Raw genomic sequence first — 23,114 nt, 5'->3', positions numbered from 1 at the left:
TGCCTATAGTGATTTTTTTAAGCTGGCGCCGCCCGGCTGACCTGGAACGGAACGCCTTCGATTCGACGCACGATGAATCTGGTAATAGCCCGTGGCCGACAGAGCGCTGAATATCAAGTTGATCCCGATCAGCGCTTGGTAGCTGTTCGTAAGGTCATACAGGAATCCGCCGGAGAAGGAGCCGAGAACGGCGCCAGCCTGATGGAAAATAAGCAGCGTTCCGGCCTGCAATCCAACGGAGCGATGGCCCATGGCCTCGCCGGCTACCAGAATGCCGCCCGGAATGGCGCCTAAATAGCTGGCTCCGAAGATGACCGAGAAGAGGATCGGAGAAGCGCTGAAGTGCAGATACAGCACCGTAAAGGCCACGATTCGAAATACGTACAGGAAGGACAAGGCCAAACTCCTCGACATCCGGTCCAGGAGGAAGGCAAACAGCAGTCCGCCCGTCAGCTCAAGCAAACCGAGAATACTCAGTGAGGACGTGAACATTACCGAACTGATCTGATGATGGCGATGGATGGCCATCAGGTGCATTTCAACCGTTCCCATGCTGAAACCGCATGTGAACAAAGCGAAGACCACCAGAAGCACGGTTCGGCTGGTTACCATCTCCTTGGCGATCGGGAGGATCCGTGGCCTCCCAGCAGTTGGGGGCGATTCAGCAGCGGAGGGGTCGGCTTCGTGCTCTTCGCGCTTTCGTTCTTTCATGATAAGCAAGGTGAGCGGTATGGATACAAGCGTGATCCATAAGGTGAAAGTGAATGCCGTTGTCCAATCGAGCCAGTCTCGGTTGCTGACAAATAGAGGCGTCAATACGGCCAGGCCGAGCGAGCTCGCGCTGGTCATGATCATGAGTGCCTTCGCTTTATGGCGGCTGAACCAGCTTGTGACCACGACATAACCTGTACTTGCAGCCATGCCCGAGAGGCCGGAGAGCAGCCCGAGCCCCAGGAAGAATCCTGCCGGATGACGAAACGTAAGCACGGTCAGCATGGACATCACGCCAAACAGGGCGTTCAGGAGCATCATTTTTTTGGGACCGTAGCGATCGGTCAACCATCCGCCGAGCGGAGAACAGACGGCGGCAACGGCAATGTTAACGGACCAGGTGAAGCTGATAAAGGTGAGGTCGACGCTTAAATCCCTTGCCATTTCGTGCTGGTAATAAGACATGACAAACCGGCTGATGGCCGCCGCAAACCCCAGCATCCATAGAAATATGAGAATGACCCATGCATAACCCCGGTCTCTTTTCATCGCAACCCCGTCAGCCCCTCTCCCAAGTCTTTACTTCCGCTATGTCATGCAATAAGCTAATTTTAATCATGGAATCGGAAATGAACAGGACAATTTAGAGCAACTGTATCAATACAGGGGGAGAAGCGGGATGGACACGAAGCACGAACAAATTGTTGCCCATATGATCCGTGAAGTGGAGAGGGGGCATATCCGATCAGGTCATAAGCTGCCATCGGTCAGAGCCTTGGCCCAAATGTTCTCCTGCAGTCCCAATACGGTCGTTCGTGCGTATCAGACCTTGGAGCGCGATGATGTCATCTACCCGGTACCCAAGAGCGGTTACTATCTCGTGGAGGGGAGGGGCCCAGCCTCTGAGCGGACGGAAACCGAGCCGATTGATTTCGCCTCAACGACGCCCCGGGGCGATTTTTTGCCGTTTCAGGAGATGGAGCACTGCCTGCGTAAGGCGATTTCCTTATACAAGGAGGAGCTGTTCGGTTACACCGATCCGAAAGGAATTTCCTCGTTAAGGAACGAGCTGAGCAGGTACTTCCATGCGCAGCAAATGTTTGCTAAACCTGATCAGATCGCTGTGGTGACCGGGGCTCAGCAGGCCTTCTCGATCCTGACGCGCATGCCTTTCCCGGGTGAGGAGGGACGGGCGGTCCTGGTGGAGCAGCCGACGTATTTCGGTTTCTTGGCGGCGGCGCGCGTTGCAGGCTGTCCGGTGATCGGCATCCATCGGGATGAGCATGGTATCGACCTGGAGGTGCTGGAGTCTTATTTTTGCAGCGGACAGATCAAGCTGTTCTACACGGTGCCACGATTCCTCAACCCGTTAGGCACCTCGTATTCGCTGGAGCAGAAGAGGCGTATCGCGGATCTCGCCCGGCAGTATGATGTCTATATCGTGGAGGATGATTATCTGGCGGACCTGGAGGAAGATTCGAAGGTCGACCCGTTGTACGCACTGGATCAGTCGGACCATGTCATCTATGTCAAAAGCTTCTCGAAGACGATCCTGCCAGGCATTCGAATGGGCGCCGTCCTTCTTCCGGATCGGCTGTTGGATCCGTTTATTAGGCATAAAAACGCCGCAGACATATCGTCGCCGATCCTCTCCCAAGGCGCGCTTGAACTTTATATTAAGAGCGGCATGTACAAGCGCCATGCAGCCCGCATCCGGGAGCATTACCGGGAGAAGATGCACTATGCCATCGAGGTATGTGCCCGTGTCTTCGGCAGCGGCATTCACTATACGTGCCCCTCCTCGGGCGTGTTCATCACCATTCGGTTGCCCCAGTATGTAAAGGCATCCGCACTTCAGGATCGCTTGCTGCAGAGAAGTATCTCGGTTACGAACGTGGATCAACATCTGCTGCCGGAGAATCAGCGCAATGACCGGATTCGGTTATGTATCATCGGGGTGGAGAAACCCCGGATCGAGGCGGGAATGATCGTGATCGAGGAGGAAATACGGCGTTTAGAGCGGCGGATGAGGTAGAAGGAATGGCGGATCAAGCTGGGCAGCAGCGTGAGGAGAACACTTGGAAAACCTGCAGCGTGGCTGCTTCCGAAATTAAGCATGATCATCGATTCCGTCATCCGGCAAAAACAAACCCCAAAAAACAGGGGACCTATAGGTCTCCTGTTTTTTTGCGAATCGGCACGAGGGTCCAATAGGTACCGCATCGCCACAACCATTCCAGAGGTCCGTATTGGAACCAACGCATCCACAGATGGCTGGCTATGATCTGGAAGATCACAATCCCCAGGGAAACGAGCGTGGACACGACATAAGTCGTCGGTGTGGTGTTCAGTATTAGGCGCTGAATACCTACCAGAAAGACGGTTTGCCCAATGTAGTTGGTAAGCGCCATGCGCCCGTATGCCTGTAACGGATATAACATCTTCGCACCTACGCGGGTACGCCCAAGCATTAAGAGAGAGCTTAGATAAAATACGGATACGAGAGGGCCTGTCGCCACCCCGATATGTGCCAGTGTAAAGGCGGCTTCCATGGTTGGTGACGGCGTCTCGCCTGCTACCTCGAACAGAAACGATGGCATGGGCTCGGAAGGCGCTACCCACCACATGGCGCTGATGGCCAAAATCGTTCCTAACAGAGACAGTATCCAAATCATGCGCAACGAGCGTAATCTTAATCCCTTGTTGATCGCATCAAGTAATCGATATTGGCCTGCAGCTAGGCCTAATATGATCAGGAAAGGGATGGTAAGGAGTTTGACGCCCATAACGGCCGCTATAACAAATCCCGCCAATCCGATAAGAAGTTTAATTCTTCTCGGAGCCCAATAAAGAGGAACCGCAAGCAGGCCAACAACCGCATAATAGAATAATGCCTCGCCCGATTGATACTGCTGATGGATGAAGCCGATCAGCACCAGAATCGCTAACCGGCGAATATACAGCCGAAGCCTTGGCTTTCCACCCGTTGTAGCGCTTCGGGATAGAAACATGTAGAATCCAAGTCCGAACAGGAACGTGAAGATGGTATAGAATCGGGCTTCCACAAGTAAGTTAAGCCCTCGCTGCAGCCAAAAATCCGCTGCGGTTTCCGGCGTAGCGATGAGCCAGAGCGCCAATACGTTAACAAACGGGAGGCCAAGCAGGGCAAACCCCCTGAATTGGTCTAAAAAGTGCAAGCGCCCCTTTCCTAAGATAGGCTGCTGAGCCACGGCGTCGATTTTCCCTGTATGCATATTTACACCATCATCCCGTTCACGGATTTAATATAACGGGCTCTGGCGATTAGGAAATATATCATTTGGGCAGCCAAGAATGCCGATGATGCCACCAATACAGGACCGCTTACAAATGGAGCATCCAGGTATCCAAGAACCGGGCCGAGCACGACTAAGGACTGCAGGGCTGCAACCAGAATGGGGATAAAGAACAGCACGGCAATCTGAATCGTTGCAGAGATGTTCATCTCTCGGGCGCTGAGTCCGATCTTGGACAGGGAACGGTACATCGCCTGGTCGGCTGAAAGCTCCGTATGCAGCTTGAAATACAGGAAGCTTGCGGATGAGATCGAGAAGATCAAGGCGACAAACACCCCGATAAAGCTGAATAACGAAAATCCTTGTTTATTGACATAATAGTTCTCCGCCCTGGATTCTATATAACCTTCACTGATTGCACTTCTGTTCCATTCCGACAGCTCAAGCCCGAGCTTGGTTTCAGGATCATCCTTCTGGGGGAGTCCTTGGGAATCGAGAAAAATAAACGGATACGTATGATTCACACTGATTTCATTTGCGTTGTTCCCGCCCCTTAGCTCTTCAAACATGGTGTCCGTAACGACCAGCAATCTGCCGCTATATACCAAAGCCGCAATCCGGTCTGTGCGGTTCTCCAGGATGAAAGAGTAGGGTTGACCGGATAATTCGATATCTGCTTCCGTTAGCTTCCCTTTACTCTTCCTCGCTGCAGTCGGGGTTTCCGCCAATAAGGCTTCATTCTCGCCGAATGTCCCGGCCGGCTTGGTATTCATCATGGCAGCCAAACGGTCGTATTGGGACTGCGGCATGATGTGTAAGGAGTCCTCCCCATTCGCTGACAAGCGATAGTAGATGGTTTCGACCTCCGCCCGTTTATACTCCAGCCCTTCTGTCTGCAGACGATTTTCAATCAGGTCCAATTCTTCCTGCACCTTAGTCTCGTCGGCATTGCTAAAGTAGGTGTAGCTAAGCGCGTACGGATTATCCAAATACACCGATTTGATCGATTGCTGCATGGCCAGTACGAAACCGGTGCTCATGGAAGCCAGTGCAACCACAACCGTGACCAGAAACAGCATGCGGGCATTATCCTTAATCTTGTAACTCATTTCGGAAATCCACAGCAGGTTTGTTCCTTTCCAGGTAGTCCCGCGATTTCGCTGCAGCATGCGGACAATCCACACGGATAGCTGGGAGTAAAAGAAATACGTGCCCATAATTCCGGTTATCGCAGCAATGATCAATCCCGCAGGGTCTAACTCTTTGACACGAAGGACGGTAAAGCCGATGGTAAGCAGCACCACGCCTAAGAGGGCCAGGAACAGATTGGCTTTCGGTTCGGTTTTCGGTTTGCTGGTGCCTTTGAGAAGCTCCAGAACTTGATTCTTCCGGATAAACAACAAGGTGAAGAGCGAAATGACGAGAAACAGCGCAGCGAACGCACCGGCGGTCAGCAGCATCGCTTTGACCGGCCAATAGAACGGCAGCTCGTCCATATCGATTACCTTGGTGCTGATGAGCAGGAACACCTTGGATAACAGCATTCCGCTGGCGATGCCCGATACGATGGCAATAGCGCCAATCAGAATATTCTCCAGGAAAATCAGCCAGTTGATCTGTTTGGCTTCGGCCCCCAGGATCGTCAGAATGCCGAACTCCCGGTTCCGCGACTTCAGAAAGACGCTGATCGAATACAGTACGAACAAGAAGGCAAACACATAGACGATGACCGTGGCAATCGTCATTCCCGTACGCGTCATCGCGCCCATGGGCGAATTCTCGATGGCGGGATGGTAGATGAATACCGCATACGTAAAGAAAATCATGACCATGAATGAGCTGCTCAGCAGGTAAGCGAAGTATTGGCGAGCATTCCGCCGGACGTTATTAAACGCGAATTGAGGAAAGCTCACTCGTATTCCCTCCCCAGAACGATAGCGTATCGATGATTTTTTGGAAAAAGGCCTGCCGGTTCTCTCCGCGGTGTATCTCTGCGGCAAGTTTGCCGTCTTTAATAAAAACGATGCGGTTGCAATAGCTTGCGGCCAGAGGATCATGCGTAACCAGCATTAAAGTGGTACGATCCCGCTCATTAATCTCGGCGAGCGACTCCATCACGATTCGAGAGGAGTTGGAATCGAGCGCTCCCGTAGGCTCATCCGCAAGCAGTAACAGGGGCGCGCTGATGATAGCCCTGGCAATCGCGGTGCGCTGTCGTTGACCTCCTGAAATCTCATACACGCGTTTATTCAGAATTTCGCGGATGCCAAGCCGTGAAGCGGTTTGCTGCAGTAGCGACTCCATGTCCTTAAGCGGACGGCGGTCCAGCGTAAGCGGGAGCACGATATTCTCGGCGACCGTGAGCGTATCGAGCAGATTGAAATCCTGGAATACAAAGCCGAGCTGTCTGCGGCGGAAATGGGCAAGCTCGCTTTTTTTCATGGCGTAAGGATTTTTACCCCCGATCTTGACCTCGCCCGAGCTTGGGCGATCGATGGTGGATACCATGTTCAGCAGGGTGGTTTTACCGCTGCCGGATGGCCCCATGATGCCGACGAATTCTCCTTCTTTGATGGTGAGATGAATATCGGTAAGAGCTTGTGTCGCCACTTTGCCCGCATATACTTTGTTTAAAGCCTTTACTTCAAGAATATCCATAAATCCATAGGCTCCTTTCTATAATCTCAGTGTAGCCTAACTCTATCGTATACTGACCTGACTCTGCTATGGATTTAGGTGAAATGAAGCTTACATCTGCCATAAGGTTATGTTCGCATATTCCGTTCGTATCCTGGGGTTATCGGCGTGGAGTTGGTGGTCTAGTCATTCCCCCAATACAAAGAAGACACACCTAAGGTCCGGATGTGTCTTGGTTTTCGGCTCTGCGCAGCGTCAAGGTAACGGTGGTTCCCTCACCGAGCGTGGATTCCAGTTCGACGGAATGGTCAAGCTTATGGGCGATTTCACGGACTAGATACAGGCCCATGCCGGTGGATTCATGATATTGCCGGCCGCGCTCGCCGGTGAAGTAGGGATGGAATACCCGGTTGATGTCCTCCGGTGCAATGCCGATCCCCTCATCGCGGATACGAAGTTTGATGTGTTTCCCTGCTTCTTCTGCAGTGAATTGAATCTTCTTGCCGGGGCTGCCGGAGTAGTTCACGGCGTTCGTCAGAATTTGACCCAGCATAAATCGAAACCATTTGGCATCCGTGTAGACGGAGATCCGATCATCGATGCGAAACACCGGGGTAATCCCTTTGCGAATGAATAGCTTTCGATTCTCCACGACGGATTCGCTGACCGCGGCACGGAGTCCGACGGCTTCTACCGCGAAGTCCTGCTCGAACCGGTCCAGGCGTGCAGTATACAGCACCATTTCGAGGCCTTTGCGTATTCGTTCAAGCTCTTCCCGTATATGTTCGGCGGGTGCTTCTTCGACTTCATCGAGCGTTAATTGAATCACCGACAGCGGGGTCTTCATCTGATGAACCCAGCGGTTGACGAAGGCCAGATGCTGGTCGGTTCCGCTTTGATGCCGATGCAGCTGTTCCCGGTATAAGCGTTCATAATGGCTGATCCGCTCGTGGATCGCTTCCGGCAGCGGCGCATCGCCCAGAGGAGGATTGGAGAACTCCTCCGAAAGTTCCTGGCTGGAAAGCTCTTGATACATCGTGCGATGAGAGAGATACCGGTACACCAGATAGACCAGCAGCACGACGCTGCTCAACAGTACCCCGTATAGTACGACAGTAAAGGGTCTGCCTTCACCGGTAAGCCAGTACAGCAGGGGGACAAGCAGCATTTGAACGGCAAAAAACAGCATGAGCGGGAGGTGCTCCCTCAAAAAAAGTTTCATAGGGTCTCCTTGCCTGCCATGAACCGGTAGCCTGCTCCCCGGACGGTTTCGATGAGATCCCCGGCTCCGAGTTCACGAAGCTTGCGGCGAACCCTCGTAATATAAACATTCAACGTATTGTCGTCAATGAAGTGCTGATCTTCCCACATGAGGTCCAGGAGCCGTTCGCGGCTGACCACGCGGCCGTCTTTTTCCATGAGCATCGTCAGCAGGGCAGCTTCCTTCTGAGTCAACTCGGCCGACCGGTCTCCATAGGTCACGAGGAGTCGCTCGGGATACAGGAGGAGACCGGCGCTTTCAACGGTAGGCTCCTCCTCCTGGCCGGAGGCATAGGCGCCGACCGCGCGGCGCAGGTGGCTGCGGACTTTGGCCAGGGCAAGCTCCATGTCAAACGGCTTCGTAATATAATCATCGGCCCCGTTTTCGAGCGCCATGATCTGGTCCATGCCGCTGTCGCGTGCCGAGATGAAGATGATCGGGCAGTGGGATTGGGTGCGGATTTGCCGGCACCAGTAGAATCCGTCGTATTTCGGCAGATTGACGTCCAGCAGAACCAGATCCGGCTTCGTCTCCGCAAAAATGTCCATCACGCGGTTGAAATCTTCGATAATCCGTACGTTGAAATCATATTTGGAGATCGCTGACCTTAGTTTATCCGCGATTCGTTCATCGTCTTCCACAATCAGAATGGTATACATGTCATCAACTCCTTTAACGCAAAGCAGGGGCTTGCATTCACTATACCACACCCTTCTTCGGAGATCCGTAAGCGTATGATAAGTACGGGTCATGAACCCTTGCCCAGGCCCATGCATATGATGTAGTCACACAAAACCTGCTGCCTGGGAAAGGGCGTGGCTTCATATGGGAATTCATCTAACCGCGATTCACTGGGTTTACCTGGCGTTTATCGTATTGATCATGACGCTGTTGATCCGGCGGCGCGATACGACGCTGGTTTGCATTACCGGAATATTCGCGCTCGGCATTCTGGCAACGGAGACGCTGAGCGGCTCGGTCTCCGGCGTATTTAATTCATTTATCTACGCGACCAAAGAGCTGATGGGCACGATCATGATTATTTCCATTATCGTGGCGATGAGCCGGGTCTTGATCAAGACGGGGATCAACGAGACGATGGTGGCCCCGCTAACCCGTTTTCTCCGTACTCCGGCTATGGCTTACTGGGGCATCGGCATCATCATGATGGTGACCTCCTTTTTCTTCTGGCCGTCACCGGCGGTAGCGTTAATCGGGGCGGTCCTGCTTCCCGTTGCCATCCGGGTCGGCTTGCCTGCCCTGGGAGCAGCCGTGGCGATGAATCTGTTCGGGCACGGCATCGCGCTATCGGGGGATTATATCATTCAAGGCGCGCCTAAATTGACTGCCGATGCAGCCGGATTGCCTGTAGCCAGCGTCATGGCCGCGAGTGTGCCGCTCGTGATCGTGATGGGGCTGGTGACGACCGTGGCGGCATTTTGGATGATGAAGAGAGATCAGCGCAATGGCAGCTGGAGGGATGGATTGGTCTCCATCAAAAGCACGGGAGACGCGCTGACCACGCGAACCGACGAGGATGATACCGTTGCAGCCGTTTCTCCCGGCATGAAAAAATGGCTGGCCATCGCGATCCTGCTCCTGTTCGCGGCAGACGTCGCGGCCATGTTCATCTTGAAGCTGCAAGGCGGAGATGCGACGGCCCTGGTAGGCGGAACAGCCGTCCTGATCCTCGGCGTCATTGCGCTGGTCGCTCATCGCAACCGCGGTTTGGAGAAGGTCACCTCGTATTTGATCGAAGGCTTCATGTTCGGATTTAAGGTGTTCGGTCCCGTCATTCCCATTGCGGCTTTCTTCTATCTGGGGGATGCTGCGTTCAGCGATCTGTTCGGCAAAGTGCTTCCGGAAGCATCCCATGGGATCGTGAACGACCTGGGGGTTGCCCTTGCGAATGCTGTACCGCTGAACGGCGCCGTGGGTTCGGTGACGTTGACGATCACCGGTGCCATTACGGGTCTGGACGGTTCGGGCTTCTCCGGCATATCGCTCGCCGGCTCGATCGCGCAGTTGTTTGCCACGGCCATCGGCTCAGGTGCGGCTACCCTGACCGCGCTCGGCCAGGTTGCCGCCATCTGGGTAGGCGGCGGGACGCTCATTCCATGGGCACTGATTCCGGCCGCAGCCATCTGCGGGGTCAGCCCGTTCGAGCTGGCAAGACGGAATCTGAAGCCGGTGCTGCTAGGCCTTGCCGTGACGACGGTCGTTGCGATGTTTTTGGTGTAAGCCAAGGCAAAAGAGCGCTGACGGTATTGCGTCAGCGCTCTTTAATCCGTTGAGGAACCGAAGTCCGTGATCTTCATGTCGACTTCATACGTAATGGGGATATGGCTAAAGGTTTCATCCCAATCCTTCTCTACTTTTTTCCACAATTTTGGATATTTGATTCGGATCTGATCGGCAAAGCCCCCAACGTCTACATGATAGACATGCTGCATTTTATCCAAAACCTGTTCGATCTGTTTACGGGCTTCTTCTTCAAACAGTCGTTCCAACTCTCTCATATATTGCTCGGTTGTGGGAATCTCCGGAAAGCTCCAATCCTCGATTAATCTGCCTTCCGAACGGACCTTGATATGAAATGATATTTCGTCTCCCTGAACCTTGGGGATAATGGTGCTGTGGGAATTCTTGGGCACATAAATAACGGTATGTCCGGTTTTATGCGCGTAGGTTTTCAGCGCCCCTCCCTTCACGTCCTCCTTGATCCAGGATAAGCCTTCAAGATCATATTGGCTCAGTTCCCCGATAAATTTCTTGGTATTGCCTTTGAATACGGCGGCACCCGAGAATTTATGCTCGCTTTGGGCGGTGACGACATTTTGCAGCAGGAAGCTCTCTCCCGACTGCATGGTGCTATCCAGCTTTATGAGTGACATCGGGGGAAGGATTTTGTTGGAACGATAGCGGTTATCGACAAGACCCATCAAGTAGAAAGCTGGGATCTCCCCGGGTTCGGTGGAGCTCAACGCTTCAAGTGCACTCCGGTGGCTCACCACTACCAGGCAGCTGGGGCGGATATCATTATCCCGGAGAATAAAATCAAGAATCTGCTCCAGGCTGTACCGTTTGGCGAGTTCGCTTGAGACGACGATGACCTTGAGATGATGGCCGATCAACGGACGGTCTCTTCGCAGAGCAAACTGGCGGAAGATCTGAATAAGGGAATCTCCCGTTAATTGTTCATTCAGATAGGCTTTGCTGGGTGAAGACGAGCTGGATCCGCCTTGTTTCTCGCTCTTGCTCGTAATCGGGGGCACGATCTGAACCGTCGCCGTCAGCACTTTCCTTTTGGGGTAGGTCGCCCCTTGTTGGTTGATCTCCCGTTCGAATCGGGATTCATTCGCTGCATCCAGTCCTAAACCTACATAGACGCTGACATCCTCGATCTCGTTGCTGCTCCAGCATCCGGTTGTCAGCAGCAGCAGGACGCTGGCCGTTACTATCGACACGCATCGTTTATATCTGTTCATTTCGGCTTCCCCCTTTCTTGCGGGCCTTACTGATCAATAATAGGATGAGCGGCAGTCCTCCGAATAAATATATCGACATATAACCTACGGTATCTCCCAGCTTGAATGTCTCCGACACATCCTTCGGCACCATGGCGATCAGGAAGATCACCGGAAGCATGATGAAGAGGATGGGGCGTATATTCTTCTTCAGCAGCTGGGAGAGCCCTAGCGAGGCTGCGTAATGCGCGACCGTAAAGGTCGAGAATATTTGCATGATCCAGATGACAAGCAGCAGGGATTCAAAGCGCTCGAATATCAAGCCCTGCATCTCGAAACTCCGCATTAAGTCCAGCGTGGGCCAGGTTCTCTTCTGTACGCCGTGAATGGAGAGCCCGCCAATGACCATGATGACGGTGATCAAATAGATCACCATGGGAACCGTAATACCGACGAGCATAGCCTTGGTGCCTTTCTTGGGCGACTTCATGAACGCCATGGCAACAAACATGATCTCGTAACCGGTGAACGATAACAGCGAGGGTTTAATCCCTTTCAGCACGGGCATGATGCCCGAGCCAAGCACCGGCCTTAAATTTTTGACGTCGAATATGCTGCTGCTCAGCAGAATTGCAATAATGAAGAACAACAGCGTAATGGGCAAAATGATCTCGTACATTCTGGCGATGCAGTTGATCCCTCCTGTGGTCAAATACAGACCGATCCACATAAACGTCATCACGATGATCCATACGGGTGTGCCCTCAAGCAGGTATAGCCCCGTAACTTCCGCCATCACCCGGATTTCAAAAGCAGAAATGGTAATGAGATAAGCAATGACCAGCAAGCTCAACAGGAAGGCCACCCATTTACCAGTGATTTCGGGCACGAATTGAAAATAGGTTTTTCCCTGAAATCTGCGGCATAGCATCACGACGATGAATCCGGCCAGCATGATGATCATGCCGGAGATTAGAATGGATATCCATACATCCGGGGTTTTGGCAGCCTCTACCGTCGTTCTCGGGAGCGTGAGAATACCGGCGCCCAGCATGTAGTTAATGATCATGACGGCGGCCTGGGAAGTGGTAATTTGGTCTTTGGTCTGTAAACTGGAGCTGCTCATGGTCCTCACCTCGTTTCGTGCTTGGAATGATTAGTTTCGACGATCGGGATCCTGCGGTTTTAACAGTCGGGGGCGTTTCTTCATCACCTTCAAGGGGAAGCGGATGAGGAAATCCTTCAAGTCGTTGATACCGTAAGGCACCATGGGGCTTGCGTAAGGCACGCCAAAGCTCTTCAATCTGACCAGATGACTGCACAGCAAAAGGAAGAACATCACGACGCCGAACAAACCGAGCACTGCCGCAAAGAACATCGCGGTAAACCGGAGGACGCGCAGTGTAATGCCGGCACTGTAGACCGGGATCGTGAAGGAGGAGATCGCGGTTACAGCTACGACAATAACGAGAAACGGACTGACAATTCCGGCATTTACGGCAGCATCGCCAATAATCAGACCGCCCACGATGCCCATCGCAGGTCCAATGGGTTTCGGAAGCCGGATCCCGGCCTCCCGCAAAATTTCAATGGCGATCTCCATGATGAGCGCTTCGATGATCGAGGGAAAGGGCACGCCCTGCCTCGTCCCGATAATAGTCAACGCCAGCTTGGTGGGTATCAGCCCGGGATTAAACGAAATAAACGAAATGTACAGTGCGGGTGCCAGCAGCGCCAGAAGGGCGGAGAGAAAGCGCAATAAGCGGACAAAGGAGCCCGAGATCCATCTCTCGTAATAGTCTTCAGGCGATTGGAGCAGCATGCTGAACGTGACCGGCATGATTAACGCGTAGGGCGTGCCGTCAAGAAGGATGGCTACCCGCCCCTCCAGCAAAGCGCCGATGACCCTGTCCGGTCTCTCGGTATTTTGGATTTGCTGAAAAGGACTCATGACGTTTTCTTCAATCAATTGCTCGATGTATCCCGATTCCAGCGGGTCGTCGATTTCGATTTTCCGGATGCGCGTAACGACTTCATCCACCAGATTGGGGTCGGCGATGTCCTTCATGTAGGCGACGACCAGATCTTTTTTTACCCGGTTTCCGACCTCGAATCGGGTGAGCTGAAGACTTTCATTTTTTCCATGAAGCCTAAGCAGGCCTGTATTGTCTGACAATCTTTCGGTAAATCCGATACGGGGACCTCGAAGAAGGGCTTCCGATAGAGGCTCTTCTACGTTTCGGCTTTTTCCCTTCGCCGACCCCACCAAAAAGGCTCCTTGCATTCCATCCACCAATAAACAGGGCGTGCCTGCAAGAACGGCTTGTACAAGGTCCAATAATTGACGAACATGCTTAATCTCACATACCGGCAGCATCTGGCTGCTGATGTAGGCTTTGATGGCATCGCTCGAATCATTAAAGTTGTCGTGCTCCGTTTCCGGAACCCCCTCCAGCATCAGGGGTCTTATAAGATGGGTGTCGATGAGGTCGCTATCCAGCAATCCGTCCACATATACGACGACCGCCCGCGTTCGCGTGCCCCGTATCGTAAATTCTCTGATTTCCACGTCCGCATTGTCACCGATCGCTTGGCGAACCGACGTGATATCCGTGTCGTAAAGTCCCGTTAGGGAAGCGTCTGGCGAAACGCTATCCTCCCTCACGGGTGAAGAGGGGATGTTAGGCTTTAGGGAAAAGCTTGAGTTGATTGACTTGTGAAACCATTTGGAGAACATCAGCATCACGACGGGGACAAAAAAGAGCAGAAAGGCTTGGAAAAATATCGTCCACTTCGGAATATAAGACGCAATGACGGACCACACCGATAATCACCCCGCAGTTTCTTAGCAATTGGGTCATAATGCGAATCATGTGTATTGTTACCAGAGGCGATCTTGAAAATTCCTGTATTTTCAATATTAGAGAAGGGGACCCACGGGTCTGCCTTCCAATGATGACGAATGGGCGCTGGAAAACTGGATACGCAAAAAAAGGCATCCCCCAGGCCGCTGACCTGATGGGATGCCCTTATGATGCGAGTTAAGCTGAAGCTCTTACTTCTTCGATATCGAGAACGGCAGTTCCTCCGCACTGTAATGACGGTAGCTTGGAGCCAATCCAAGACGGAAATCGAGGGATTTTCCTGCCAGAATATCCTCATGCGTAATGTACAGTTTAGTGTAATCCTGTCCTTCCAATTGCACGTTCGCCACGAAATTGGACTGCGGATTGTTGTTGTCGGTATGTATCGACATCTGTTTGCCGTTTGGCAGCTCAATGCTCACGCTGTCGAACAGCGGGATGCCGAGCACATATTCATTGCTGCCTGGACATACCGGATAGAAGCCCATGGAGCTGAACACATACCAGCCGGACATGCTGCCGTTATCCTCGTCGCCCGGGAAGCCGTCAAAGCCGCTGTTGAACAGGTTCGACATCAGCTGTTTGAGGATCACCTGGGATGATGCGGGCTGCCCTACATAGTTGAACAGATAAGGAATATGGAAGCTCGGCTGGTTGGAAATCGCCAGCTGGCCATAATCGATGGCGGCCATCTCGCTCATCTCATGAATTTCAAAGCCGTAGCCCCGGACGTCGAAGTCTGGCGCTTTGTTGCACAATTCGGTAATTTTGTCGAAAAAGCGTTCTTTCGAACCATACGCTTCGATCAAGCCTTGGAAATCCTGGAATACGGCAAAGCTGGTTTGCCAAGCGCTTCCCTCGGCATAATCGAGTCCCCAGCTCGTGTCGTTGAAATTCGGACGGAACTGGCCGTTCTGATCCTTGGCCCGCATGAAGCCGGTCTCCGCATCAAAAATATTCTGATAGTTGAGCGCGCTTTGTCTGTACTGAGCGGCTATGTCCGACCGGCCCAACACATCGGCCACGCGGCTGATGCAATAGTCGCTGTATGCGTAATCCAGCGTGTGGTTTACGCTCTCATGATAGCTGCTCGGAACGTAACCGTACTTGATGTAGTCCAGCGTTCCTTGACGTCCATAACAATTCTGTCCGCTCTGCGTGGTGGCTGCGGTCAGCATGGCCTCCAGCAGTTCCGGCAGCAGATGCTGGGCGAGTCCCTTTGCCGCCGCATCCGCGATGACCGCGTCAATAAGCGTGCCCGGCATCAGTCCGCGCTCATCCGGGGACAGCCATTTTGGCAGGAAGCCGGTCTCGCGGTAAGAATTCAGGAAACCTTCCAGCATTTCCTCATATTCCTTCGGTGCGATGATGGAATAGAGCGGATATACGGTTTTGTAAGTATCCCAGAAGCCGTTATTGGTATAGAGCACGCCCTTCTTGACGGATCGGGCCGTTGTGTCGTAATGAACCGGCTTCATATCGGCATCGAGCTCATAGAATTTTTGCGGGAACAAGAACATGCGGTAAAGGCAGGTATAAAAAGTGCGCATATATTCCTCGTTCGGGTGAGTGACCCGGATTTTGTTCAGGTAATGATTCCAGGCTTCCGCCGCCAATTCTTTCTGTTCGTCCAAGGTTGTGTCGAGCTCGCGAGTCAGATTAAGCTCCGCTTGCTCCTGGCTGATGAAAGAGGTCGCCAGCTTAACATCCAGGGTGCCCTTTTCACAGTCCTTGAAGCGAATGACGACATGCTGGTCCGCATTGACGAAAGCGACCTCCGGGAAGAACTGGCCTTCGGCGTCGTAGTAACCGGTCGCAGAGAGATCCATGTCCTTGCTGAAGCTCATGGCCACGTACATGCGGAATCCTTTATCGTGACAGTCTGCGAAGTTGCTGACATAACCGGTCATTTTGCGCTGGGCAGCATCCACCCGGAACTCGCTTTGGCTTTGGACGTTTAGCACAAGGCCAGCCTGCTGCCCGGAATTGTATTTGATGCGCAGCGACGCGCCATAGCAGCTCGGTACCATCTCCGTGGTGATGTTGTAGCGCTGCTGCTTCACTTTGAGATAATGAGGCTTGAATATCGCTTCCTCCGGACGATAGGAGCTTTGGCAGGTGAAGACGGAGCCCCTGATTTTGTCGTCTGCGATCGGAGTCATCAGGAAGTGGGCGAAGTCGCCCATCCACGGACTCGGCTGGTGCGTCAAGCGGATGCCTTGGAAGATGCGGTCATTGGGGTTGAAGAACCAGCTTCCTTCGTTTTTGGTCTGCACGACATAGTGGTTCATACCGAACGGCACACCCGTGTAAGGGAGTGCATTCCCGTTGGAAAAGGTATATTGGTTGTTGGTGCCCTGTCTGGTATCGACATAGTTCAGCATGTAAAAGTCTCCTTTGTTATTGAGGAATAGGCGGATTATAACTTCTTCACGGTCTGGCGTTCCATGAGCCGAACGGGAATCACCACATTCTCAAGAGGGTGTTCCAGAGGGTGCTCTATGAGGGATATGAGGTTCCGTGCAGCCTGATATCCCATCTGTCCAAAATCCTGCGATATGGTGGTCAGCTTGGGTTCAACAAAGCTCGCGAGATGAATGTCGTCAAAACCGACCACGGAGAAATCGTCCGGAACGGACAAGCCCAACTCCTTGGCGATTTGAATGATCTCGATCGCAATGAGGTCATTCTCTGCCACAATCCCCGTAATTCCTTGGTTCACGACGGACTGAATAAACTGAATATAGTATTCTCTGCCGTTGTCGTGGTCATGGGTTAAGTAACGGTCGGTCAAGTCATTGACGCTGTAATCGATCAGGCTGTAATCATACAGAGCCTTCAAGTAACCGAAATAACGCTCCCGGATGGAAGAGGAATTCTCTACCTTCAAGGAGGAGATAAAGGCGATTTTTTTGTGATTGTTCTCGATCAGATGTTTGGAGGCTTGATATCCGCCGCCAAAGTTATCGGAGACGACCGACAGGAAGGGGATGCCTTCAATGCACTTGTCCATCGTCACAAGCGGGTACTTTGCCAGGTGATATTGATACAGAATGCCAAGGTCCGAGATGCTGCTGATCGGGTAGAGGATCAATCCGGAATGGGCGCTTTGAAGCGCAGACTCCAACAGCTTGCGCTGCCCGACAATCGTGTTGGACTGAATGTTCAAGCTATAGTCGGTCGTTGCGAGATATTCATTGATGCCTTTCTCGTAATCGCCGAGTCCCGGATTATGGGCGAACGGGAGAATCAGCAGAATCTCTTTGCCGGTCTTGCTCAATGGTCGGTGATCAACCTTAGCGTCGCTTACGAAGCTCCCCTTGCCCTGGATCCGGTAAATCAGCTTGGCATTCTCCAGCTCGTTCAGCGCTCTCTTCGATGTAATCCGGCTGACCTTATATTCCTTGGAAATCTCGGCTTCGGTCGGAAGCTGGTCTCCAGCCTGAAGCTCCCCGGATTCAATCTTGGCTGTTAGAGCGTTGACGATATGTTGATATAGTGGAATTTGTTCCATATGAGATCACCTCGCTAAATTTGATATATCATTTTTCAGAGGGAATGTCAAAGTTTAAAGATGCATTTGAATAAGATGATACGGTTGTTATGGTTGAGCATACGGAAAGGCTGGATTGGAAATTCCCGATATGTGTCAGACGGGGTTATTAAAGTATGGTTGTTATTATAAGGATAGTCTCCCTGGTTATACTTCGGAATGAAACGTCCGCCGAGCAAGCTAAATAGAGAAGATGAGCACTGAAATATCGATTAAATGATATGTCCTTTGATCAAAAATCAAGAATATTTGATATATCAAATATAAAGCTGTATGTATTCAGCGGGTTGGACCTGCTCCGGCACATTTATTATTCTAGTAATCATGCTGACCCTTGGCATATTGCATCTTGGCAGCCTTGATGCTGGCTAGTATCAGCTTTATGTACATGATTTGACAGCATATCATTTGAGTGATAAATTGACTGTGATTACGATAGAGGAGGTCAATGGAATCAATGAAGCAATTGGGATTTCATCAGGAGAACCGTTTAGCCATGCTGTCATGGATTCGGATCACCCGGTTTCAGCAGATCGGCAATCACATCTCGAATGAGTTTTTGCAGCCTTTCTGCATTACCGTTGCCCAATTCGACGTGCTGATCCAGGTCATGGCCCACCAACCTCTATCTCAGCAGGAGCTGGCCGAATATCTGTCCATCAGCGGCGGCGGCGTTTCCCACATGGTGAAACGGCTGGAGAAGCTGGGCCTCATTGTCCGCAAGCAGGATTGGAAGGTGAAGTACATCTCGCTAACCGAGAAGGGACAAGCCTTGCTGGAAGAAATTATCCCGCTGCTGTCGGATTTTCAAACCTCCATGTTTGATGTTTTGGATGACCAAGAATTACAGCAGCTTTACAAGACCATGAGAAAGCTCCATCAGTATAACTTAAAGAAGAAGTCGGCAAACCCTCGGATTCGCGTCGAAGAAGAGTAGCGGAGAGGAACCATCACTGCTCTTATAGCGATACCCGGATGGGCGATCAGCCATGATAAGGAGTCCCCTTAAGAGCGGATTCCTTTTTTTGCGTGGAAGGGAACTCCCTCCTTAAGAATGAGACACAAATTTTGATATACAAGTCGGGAACAAACGTTCTATAATGGAAAGGGATGATTATGATCTGTACGGGAGGTTGTTATAGTTGAAGAAGAGCGCGCTGTTGGTCATTGATGTGCAGAATGAGATGTTTCAAGTAAATGATCCGGTGTACGAAGGAGATCGATTGCTCCACAATCTCAAGCAGCTGATCGCAAAAGCCAGAAGCGGCGGCATTCCTGTTATTTACATCCAGCATAATGACGAAGGGTTGAAGGCAGGTTCGGAGGCGTGGAAGATTAATCCTGAGATCACGCCTGCGATGTCGGATACCGTCATTCAGAAGACAAGACCGGATTCCTTCTACCATACGACGCTTGAGGATGAATTGAAGAGGCAGGGCATCGAGCATGTAATCCTTGCGGGCATGCAAAGCGAATTATGCGTGGATACCACCTGCCGGAGAGCATCCAGTTTGGGCTATGATGTCACGCTGGTGTCCGATGCCCACAGCACCTGGAACAATTCGGCGTTAACGGCGCAGCAGATCATCGATCACGTGAATGCAACGCTAAGATGGTTTGCGGACATCAAGACAACGGAAGAAGCCCTTTGTACAGAAGAAGCCGGCGCGTAAACGCCGGCTTTTTATTTGGAGTTAGAGTATGCCTTCGGGCACTTTTCCCTCCCAGCAAGGCTGAGCGGGCAGTCCCAGGACGTGACCGATGACGACGGTCGTGTCCATGATGCCGATCGGTGCTTCGATAAGGCCGGGCTTTACGCCTGGGCCCGTAATTCCCCAAGTAATGGTCATATCCATGGGGTGATCACTTCCGTGATCGTTAGGATGTGCGCCTCCTCCGCCGTGATCCGTGACCGTAAGGATCCAGGTGTCTTCCAGCAGCTGCTGATCTTTGAGTGCTTTGACTATCATGCCTACGTACTGATCGGTTACGGCAATTTGCTCCAGCTGCAGATCCGTACCGAATCCGTGCTTGTGGCCGGCGCCGTCGGGGTGATCCAGCTGAATGAACATCAGCTTGAAATCGGGCTGTTGATGAATATAATCGACGATGGCCTCCGCCAGCTCGGGGTCCGGTTTGGATTCCATATGAACGTTAATCGTATTCTCAATGATTCCCGTGTTGATCGGTGCCCAGCAGCTGAATGCAGACAAGGGGGCATCCGGCCATTGCCGGCGAGCCAGCTTGAACAGCGAGGCATAGGGGAAGTCCTCCGGAATCCTGCCGTGGATCGCCCGGTCATTATCAAGACCATGTCGATCCGGTTTTACGCCGTATAAAAGCGAGCCCCAACATTCGGCACTAATGCTCGGATATACGGTCTGAGCATCGTAAGAGTATGCTCCTGCCTTCAGCAGAGCGTGAATATGCGGAGCGTCCGCGTTTTGAATGAACCCGCCTGCTCCATCAATTCCAAGAATAACGACACGGTTAGCCATCGATAGATCCTCCTCGGTATGAACATTTTGATCTTCGTGAATTCATGCAGCCGATTCCTACCCCCATAGGGCAATCGTGATGATGCCTATCGTGATAAGCGCCGACATGACGATTCGCCGCCAGCCTTGCTGTTCGCGCAGCACGATGATGCCCAGAACGGTGCCGAACACCGTGCTGATTTCACGGACCGGGGCAATGTGCGCAAGCGGGGTGAGCCGCATGGCAAACAGGAACAGCAAGTACGAACCCGGTGCCAGGATGGAGCCCAGCAGAATCGTGCGCCAGTTCACCGACCATTCCCGTGTCAGCTGCCTGGACAGCGCCACGGGAACGACCAGGGCGACGAAGTAACTGATGTTGGATAACTGGATCAGCGAGACGGGGGAGACCCCTGCATCCAGAATGGCTTTGTCGGTCAGGGTATATCCGGAAATGCAAAGCCCGACCAGACAAGCATATAGCAAGGCTTTGGGGTTTACGCTGGATTGGCCCCTGAGCCTCAAACCCGATAAAGCGAACAGCGAAAAAATGATAAGACTCAGCCCCATATAGCCTGCCGTGCTTAATTGTTCATGAAACAGCACGAGGCTGCACAGCGAAGTCAACATGGCGCCAAGCCCCCGCATGAAAGGATACACTTGAGACATGTCGCCATAGGTATAGGCTTTGGAGAGCAGCGTGATATAGCAGCCTTGAATGGTCATGGACAGCAGCATAAGACCGTAAACGGGCAGTTCCAGTCGCAGCCCCGACATCTCCACGATAAAATAAGGCATCAGAAAGACCAACGTGACGGAGTGGATGCACCACAGAAATACCGATTTATGAATGCTTCGCTTCGTAAACAGATTCCAGAGGGCATGGGTCAGTCCGGAAGACAGCACCAGCAACAGTGACAGCAGCTCCATCGGCTATTGTCCTATGAGCACTTCGATGCCGCGGGCGGACAGATTATCCATCCATTCCCGTGAGCATCCTTGATCCGTGATGACCATGGAGATATCATCCAGCTTGGCGAGCTTCGAGAACGTGGTTACCCCAAGCTTCGTATGGTCCGCGAGAACGATGCCTTCCTCCGCACGCGCAAGCATTTTTCGTGAGATATAAGCTTCGTCCAGATCATAATCGGTAATGCCATCGGTTAACGAGATCCCGCCAACCGAGATAAACGCTTTATTCACCTTGAACTGCTCCAGCAGCATTTCGGTAAGAGGTCCGGTTGACGCTTGCTTGGTCCGGTCCATATCTCCGCCGATAAAAATAATCCTCCCCTGAAACATCTCTATTGCGAGGTTCAATATAGGCAGCGAATGGGTGATGACCGTGACATCAGGCCGGTCTTTAAGATAGCGCATGACCTCAATCGTGGTCGTCCCGTTATCGAGCAGAACGGTTTCGCCATCCTTGACAAGGGAGGCGGCGAGTTTGCCGATCGCGGCTTTTTCTTCCGCGCATGTCTGGGAACGGCTGGTGAAGGACGGCTCGATATGTCCGGATCGCGATTTGACGGCGCCGCCGTAAACCTTGCGCAGTTGGCCTTCTTTTTCTAACCGGTCCAAATCCCTCCGGATCGTTTCGGCGGATACCTCCAACTGCTCTGCTAAGGCGTGGACCTTCACCTTGCCTTCAAGCTCCAATTGATTCAAAATCTTCCCTCTGCGCTCCTCATAGGTTACGGACATAAATGCATTCGCCTCCATGTGATATATGACTGATGATGACCGAAGTTGTGGATTTGATCTTATATTAGGATGGATAATTGACAATGTCAACAAAAATCATTGACTTTGGGGCGTTTTCTCCTCTAATATACACATAAAACCACAACAACCAACATGAAAACCACATGTCCAAGTAAAAGGAGGCAATGTGCGATGAAGCCGATTCTTCGATTCGGAGACGATCATACCTTCAAGATCGTGCAGTTTACAGATATTCATTGGAAGAATGGGGAGCCGGAGGATCTGATGAGCAGGCGCTGCATGGAGACGGTGCTCGACCTGGAGCAGCCCGATCTGGTGGTGTTTACGGGCGATCTTATTTATTCCGGCGAAGCCGACACCGGTTATAGAAAGTGCCAGGATCCGGCGCAGGCCTTCAAGGATGCCGTGTCTGCGGTGGAGTCCCGCGGAATCCGCTGGGCCTTCGTATTCGGGAACCACGATACGGAGGGCGAGGTCACGCGCGAAGAGCTGATGGATGTCGCCATGCAGCACGCTTATAATTGCGCAGAGCACGGCTCGCCGGATATTCATGGCGTAGGGAATTATACGCTGCCTTTATACGGCAGCAACGGGGAAGAGACGGCGGCCGTTTTGTACTTCTTCGACTCAGGGAGAGAATCCGAACACCCTGCAGTTCCGGGGTACGATTGGATCCGGCGCGACCAGATCCGGTGGTATGAAATGGCGTCCCGGGCATACAGCGCCAAGCATCAGGGGAGCCCGCTGCCGTCATTGGCTTTTTTCCATATCCCGCTGCCGGAGTATCGAGAGGTGTGGGAGCGTAGGACGTGTTATGGCAGCAAGTTTGAGAGGGTGTGTTGCCCGGAGGTGAATACCGGGCTGTTCGCGGCGATGCTCGAGCAAGGGGATGTGATGGGCACGTTCGCAGGACATGATCACATCAATGATTATTGGGGCGAACTGCACGGCATCCGCCTCTGCTACGGCAGAGCGACCGGGTATGGCACATATGGCCGCGAAGGCATGCTCCGGGGGGCAAGGGTCATTCGCCTGCATGAAGGACAGCGGCAGTTCGACACCTGGATCACGCTGAGCGACGGCTCGCAGATCCGGGAGCAGGAGAAGCATGAACCCGGGGCGTCTGACTGATACACGACACGCA

The 23,114-nt window shown here is 52.4% G+C and carries 19 protein-coding genes; 5 read left to right on the top strand and 14 right to left on the bottom strand.

What is annotated here, in order from left to right; translation table 11 throughout:
* Positions 1–3: 3 nt before the first annotated feature.
* Complete coding sequence (locus P0X86_RS31655) at positions 4–1,260, bottom strand: MFS transporter (RefSeq protein ID WP_277747323.1); 1,257 nt, start codon at positions 1,258–1,260, stop codon at positions 4–6.
* 130 nt (positions 1,261–1,390) lie between these two features.
* On the opposite strand from P0X86_RS31655, the gene P0X86_RS31650 reads away from it, so the two are divergent.
* Entirely contained in the window at positions 1,391–2,746 is a 1,356-nt protein-coding gene (locus P0X86_RS31650) for an aminotransferase-like domain-containing protein (protein ID WP_119850902.1), read from the top strand.
* Positions 2,747–2,879: 133 nt separating this feature from the next.
* Here P0X86_RS31650 and P0X86_RS31645 read toward each other — a convergent pair whose 3' ends face one another.
* From P0X86_RS31645 to P0X86_RS31625, 5 genes are all read right to left on the bottom strand, one after another.
* Positions 2,880–3,965, bottom strand: a complete 1,086-nt coding sequence (locus P0X86_RS31645) for a DUF418 domain-containing protein (protein ID WP_277747322.1) — start codon at positions 3,963–3,965, stop codon at positions 2,880–2,882.
* Between the two features lie 2 nt (positions 3,966–3,967).
* Positions 3,968–5,899 carry an FtsX-like permease family protein gene (locus tag P0X86_RS31640; protein WP_119850904.1) on the bottom strand — a complete coding sequence of 644 codons (1,932 nt, stop codon included), beginning with the start codon at positions 5,897–5,899 and terminating at the stop codon, positions 3,968–3,970.
* Complete coding sequence (locus P0X86_RS31635; RefSeq protein ID WP_277747321.1) at positions 5,874–6,644, bottom strand: ABC transporter ATP-binding protein; 771 nt, start codon at positions 6,642–6,644, stop codon at positions 5,874–5,876. The genes P0X86_RS31640 and P0X86_RS31635 overlap by 26 nt, the downstream gene beginning before the upstream one ends.
* A gap of 193 nt (positions 6,645–6,837) precedes the next feature.
* Entirely contained in the window at positions 6,838–7,845 is a 1,008-nt protein-coding gene (locus P0X86_RS31630) for a sensor histidine kinase (RefSeq protein WP_277747320.1), read from the bottom strand.
* Positions 7,842–8,543, bottom strand: coding sequence for a response regulator transcription factor (locus P0X86_RS31625; RefSeq protein ID WP_277747319.1), 702 nt, complete (start codon positions 8,541–8,543; stop codon positions 7,842–7,844). The genes P0X86_RS31630 and P0X86_RS31625 overlap by 4 nt, the downstream gene beginning before the upstream one ends.
* Positions 8,544–8,709: 166 nt before the next feature.
* Between P0X86_RS31625 and P0X86_RS31620 the strand changes: the two genes are divergently transcribed.
* Entirely contained in the window at positions 8,710–10,125 is a 1,416-nt protein-coding gene (locus tag P0X86_RS31620; RefSeq protein WP_015737942.1) for a hypothetical protein, read from the top strand.
* 41 nt (positions 10,126–10,166) lie between these two features.
* Here the strand turns inward: P0X86_RS31620 and P0X86_RS31615 are convergent, their stop codons facing one another.
* The 5 genes from P0X86_RS31615 to P0X86_RS31595 all read right to left on the bottom strand — a co-directional run bounded on the left by P0X86_RS31615 (position 10,167) and on the right by P0X86_RS31595 (position 17,729).
* A complete protein-coding gene (locus tag P0X86_RS31615; protein ID WP_277747318.1) occupies positions 10,167–11,372 on the bottom strand; it encodes a Ger(x)C family spore germination protein in 1,206 nt (401 codons plus the stop codon).
* Positions 11,359–12,477, bottom strand: a complete 1,119-nt coding sequence (locus P0X86_RS31610) for a spore germination protein (RefSeq protein WP_277747317.1) — start codon at positions 12,475–12,477, stop codon at positions 11,359–11,361. Before P0X86_RS31610 ends, P0X86_RS31615 begins: the two co-directional genes overlap by 14 nt.
* A gap of 30 nt (positions 12,478–12,507) precedes the next feature.
* Complete coding sequence (locus P0X86_RS31605) at positions 12,508–14,175, bottom strand: spore germination protein (protein ID WP_213580761.1); 1,668 nt, start codon at positions 14,173–14,175, stop codon at positions 12,508–12,510.
* 231 nt (positions 14,176–14,406) lie between these two features.
* On the bottom strand, positions 14,407–16,599 hold the full coding sequence (locus P0X86_RS31600) for a GH92 family glycosyl hydrolase (RefSeq protein WP_277747316.1): 2,193 nt from the start codon (positions 16,597–16,599) through the stop codon (positions 14,407–14,409).
* Between the two features lie 35 nt (positions 16,600–16,634).
* Complete coding sequence (locus tag P0X86_RS31595) at positions 16,635–17,729, bottom strand: GntR family transcriptional regulator (RefSeq protein WP_277747315.1); 1,095 nt, start codon at positions 17,727–17,729, stop codon at positions 16,635–16,637.
* Between the two features lie 496 nt (positions 17,730–18,225).
* Between P0X86_RS31595 and P0X86_RS31590 the strand changes: the two genes are divergently transcribed.
* Entirely contained in the window at positions 18,226–18,705 is a 480-nt protein-coding gene (locus P0X86_RS31590) for a MarR family winged helix-turn-helix transcriptional regulator (protein ID WP_213580758.1), read from the top strand.
* A gap of 205 nt (positions 18,706–18,910) precedes the next feature.
* A complete protein-coding gene (locus tag P0X86_RS31585; RefSeq protein ID WP_277747314.1) occupies positions 18,911–19,441 on the top strand; it encodes a cysteine hydrolase family protein in 531 nt (176 codons plus the stop codon).
* A gap of 21 nt (positions 19,442–19,462) precedes the next feature.
* Here P0X86_RS31585 and P0X86_RS31580 read toward each other — a convergent pair whose 3' ends face one another.
* The 3 genes from P0X86_RS31580 to P0X86_RS31570 are packed head-to-tail and all read right to left on the bottom strand — an operon-like array spanning position 19,463 to position 21,949.
* Positions 19,463–20,266: an alkaline phosphatase family protein gene (locus tag P0X86_RS31580; protein ID WP_213580756.1), complete on the bottom strand. Its 804-nt coding sequence runs from the start codon at positions 20,264–20,266 to the stop codon at positions 19,463–19,465.
* A 57-nt stretch (positions 20,267–20,323) separates the two neighbouring features.
* Positions 20,324–21,175: a DMT family transporter gene (locus P0X86_RS31575; RefSeq protein WP_277747313.1), complete on the bottom strand. Its 852-nt coding sequence runs from the start codon at positions 21,173–21,175 to the stop codon at positions 20,324–20,326.
* A 3-nt stretch (positions 21,176–21,178) separates the two neighbouring features.
* Positions 21,179–21,949: a DeoR/GlpR family DNA-binding transcription regulator gene (locus P0X86_RS31570; RefSeq protein WP_277747312.1), complete on the bottom strand. Its 771-nt coding sequence runs from the start codon at positions 21,947–21,949 to the stop codon at positions 21,179–21,181.
* 192 nt (positions 21,950–22,141) lie between these two features.
* Between P0X86_RS31570 and P0X86_RS31565 the strand changes: the two genes are divergently transcribed.
* The gene (locus tag P0X86_RS31565; RefSeq protein ID WP_277747311.1) at positions 22,142–23,101 is read left to right on the top strand and encodes a metallophosphoesterase family protein; all 960 of its coding nucleotides are present in this window, start codon (positions 22,142–22,144) and stop codon (positions 23,099–23,101) included.
* The last annotated feature ends 13 nt before the right edge of the window (positions 23,102–23,114 follow it).

The sequence above is a fragment of the Paenibacillus sp. BR1-192 genome (genome assembly GCF_029542445.1).
In the GTDB taxonomy this organism is placed as follows: Bacteria; Bacillota; Bacilli; order Paenibacillales; family Paenibacillaceae; genus Paenibacillus_AQ; species Paenibacillus_AQ lautus_A.
The sequence above is the reverse complement of the archived record's forward strand: the minus strand, read 5'-3'. Positions and strand labels throughout refer to the sequence as shown.

Excerpts from the sequence above, each read along its gene's own strand:
- P0X86_RS31570 (WP_277747312.1), bottom strand. The coding sequence starts at position 21,949 with ATGTCCGTAACCTATGAGGAGCGCAGAGGGAAGATTTTGAATCAATTG.
- P0X86_RS31565 (WP_277747311.1), top strand. The coding sequence starts at position 22,142 with ATGAAGCCGATTCTTCGATTCGGAGACGATCATACCTTCAAGATCGTG.
- P0X86_RS31595 (WP_277747315.1), bottom strand. The coding sequence starts at position 17,729 with ATGGAACAAATTCCACTATATCAACATATCGTCAACGCTCTAACAGCC.
- P0X86_RS31615 (WP_277747318.1), bottom strand. The coding sequence starts at position 11,372 with ATGAACAGATATAAACGATGCGTGTCGATAGTAACGGCCAGCGTCCTG.
- P0X86_RS31575 (WP_277747313.1), bottom strand. The coding sequence starts at position 21,175 with ATGGAGCTGCTGTCACTGTTGCTGGTGCTGTCTTCCGGACTGACCCAT.
- P0X86_RS31610 (WP_277747317.1), bottom strand. The coding sequence starts at position 12,477 with ATGAGCAGCTCCAGTTTACAGACCAAAGACCAAATTACCACTTCCCAG.
- P0X86_RS31580 (WP_213580756.1), bottom strand. The coding sequence starts at position 20,266 with ATGGCTAACCGTGTCGTTATTCTTGGAATTGATGGAGCAGGCGGGTTC.
- P0X86_RS31655 (WP_277747323.1), bottom strand. The coding sequence starts at position 1,260 with ATGAAAAGAGACCGGGGTTATGCATGGGTCATTCTCATATTTCTATGG.
- P0X86_RS31600 (WP_277747316.1), bottom strand. The coding sequence starts at position 16,599 with ATGCTGAACTATGTCGATACCAGACAGGGCACCAACAACCAATATACC.
- P0X86_RS31635 (WP_277747321.1), bottom strand. The coding sequence starts at position 6,644 with ATGGATATTCTTGAAGTAAAGGCTTTAAACAAAGTATATGCGGGCAAA.
- P0X86_RS31590 (WP_213580758.1), top strand. The coding sequence starts at position 18,226 with ATGAAGCAATTGGGATTTCATCAGGAGAACCGTTTAGCCATGCTGTCA.
- P0X86_RS31650 (WP_119850902.1), top strand. The coding sequence starts at position 1,391 with ATGGACACGAAGCACGAACAAATTGTTGCCCATATGATCCGTGAAGTG.
- P0X86_RS31630 (WP_277747320.1), bottom strand. The coding sequence starts at position 7,845 with ATGAAACTTTTTTTGAGGGAGCACCTCCCGCTCATGCTGTTTTTTGCC.
- P0X86_RS31620 (WP_015737942.1), top strand. The coding sequence starts at position 8,710 with ATGGGAATTCATCTAACCGCGATTCACTGGGTTTACCTGGCGTTTATC.
- P0X86_RS31625 (WP_277747319.1), bottom strand. The coding sequence starts at position 8,543 with ATGTATACCATTCTGATTGTGGAAGACGATGAACGAATCGCGGATAAA.
- P0X86_RS31645 (WP_277747322.1), bottom strand. The coding sequence starts at position 3,965 with ATGCATACAGGGAAAATCGACGCCGTGGCTCAGCAGCCTATCTTAGGA.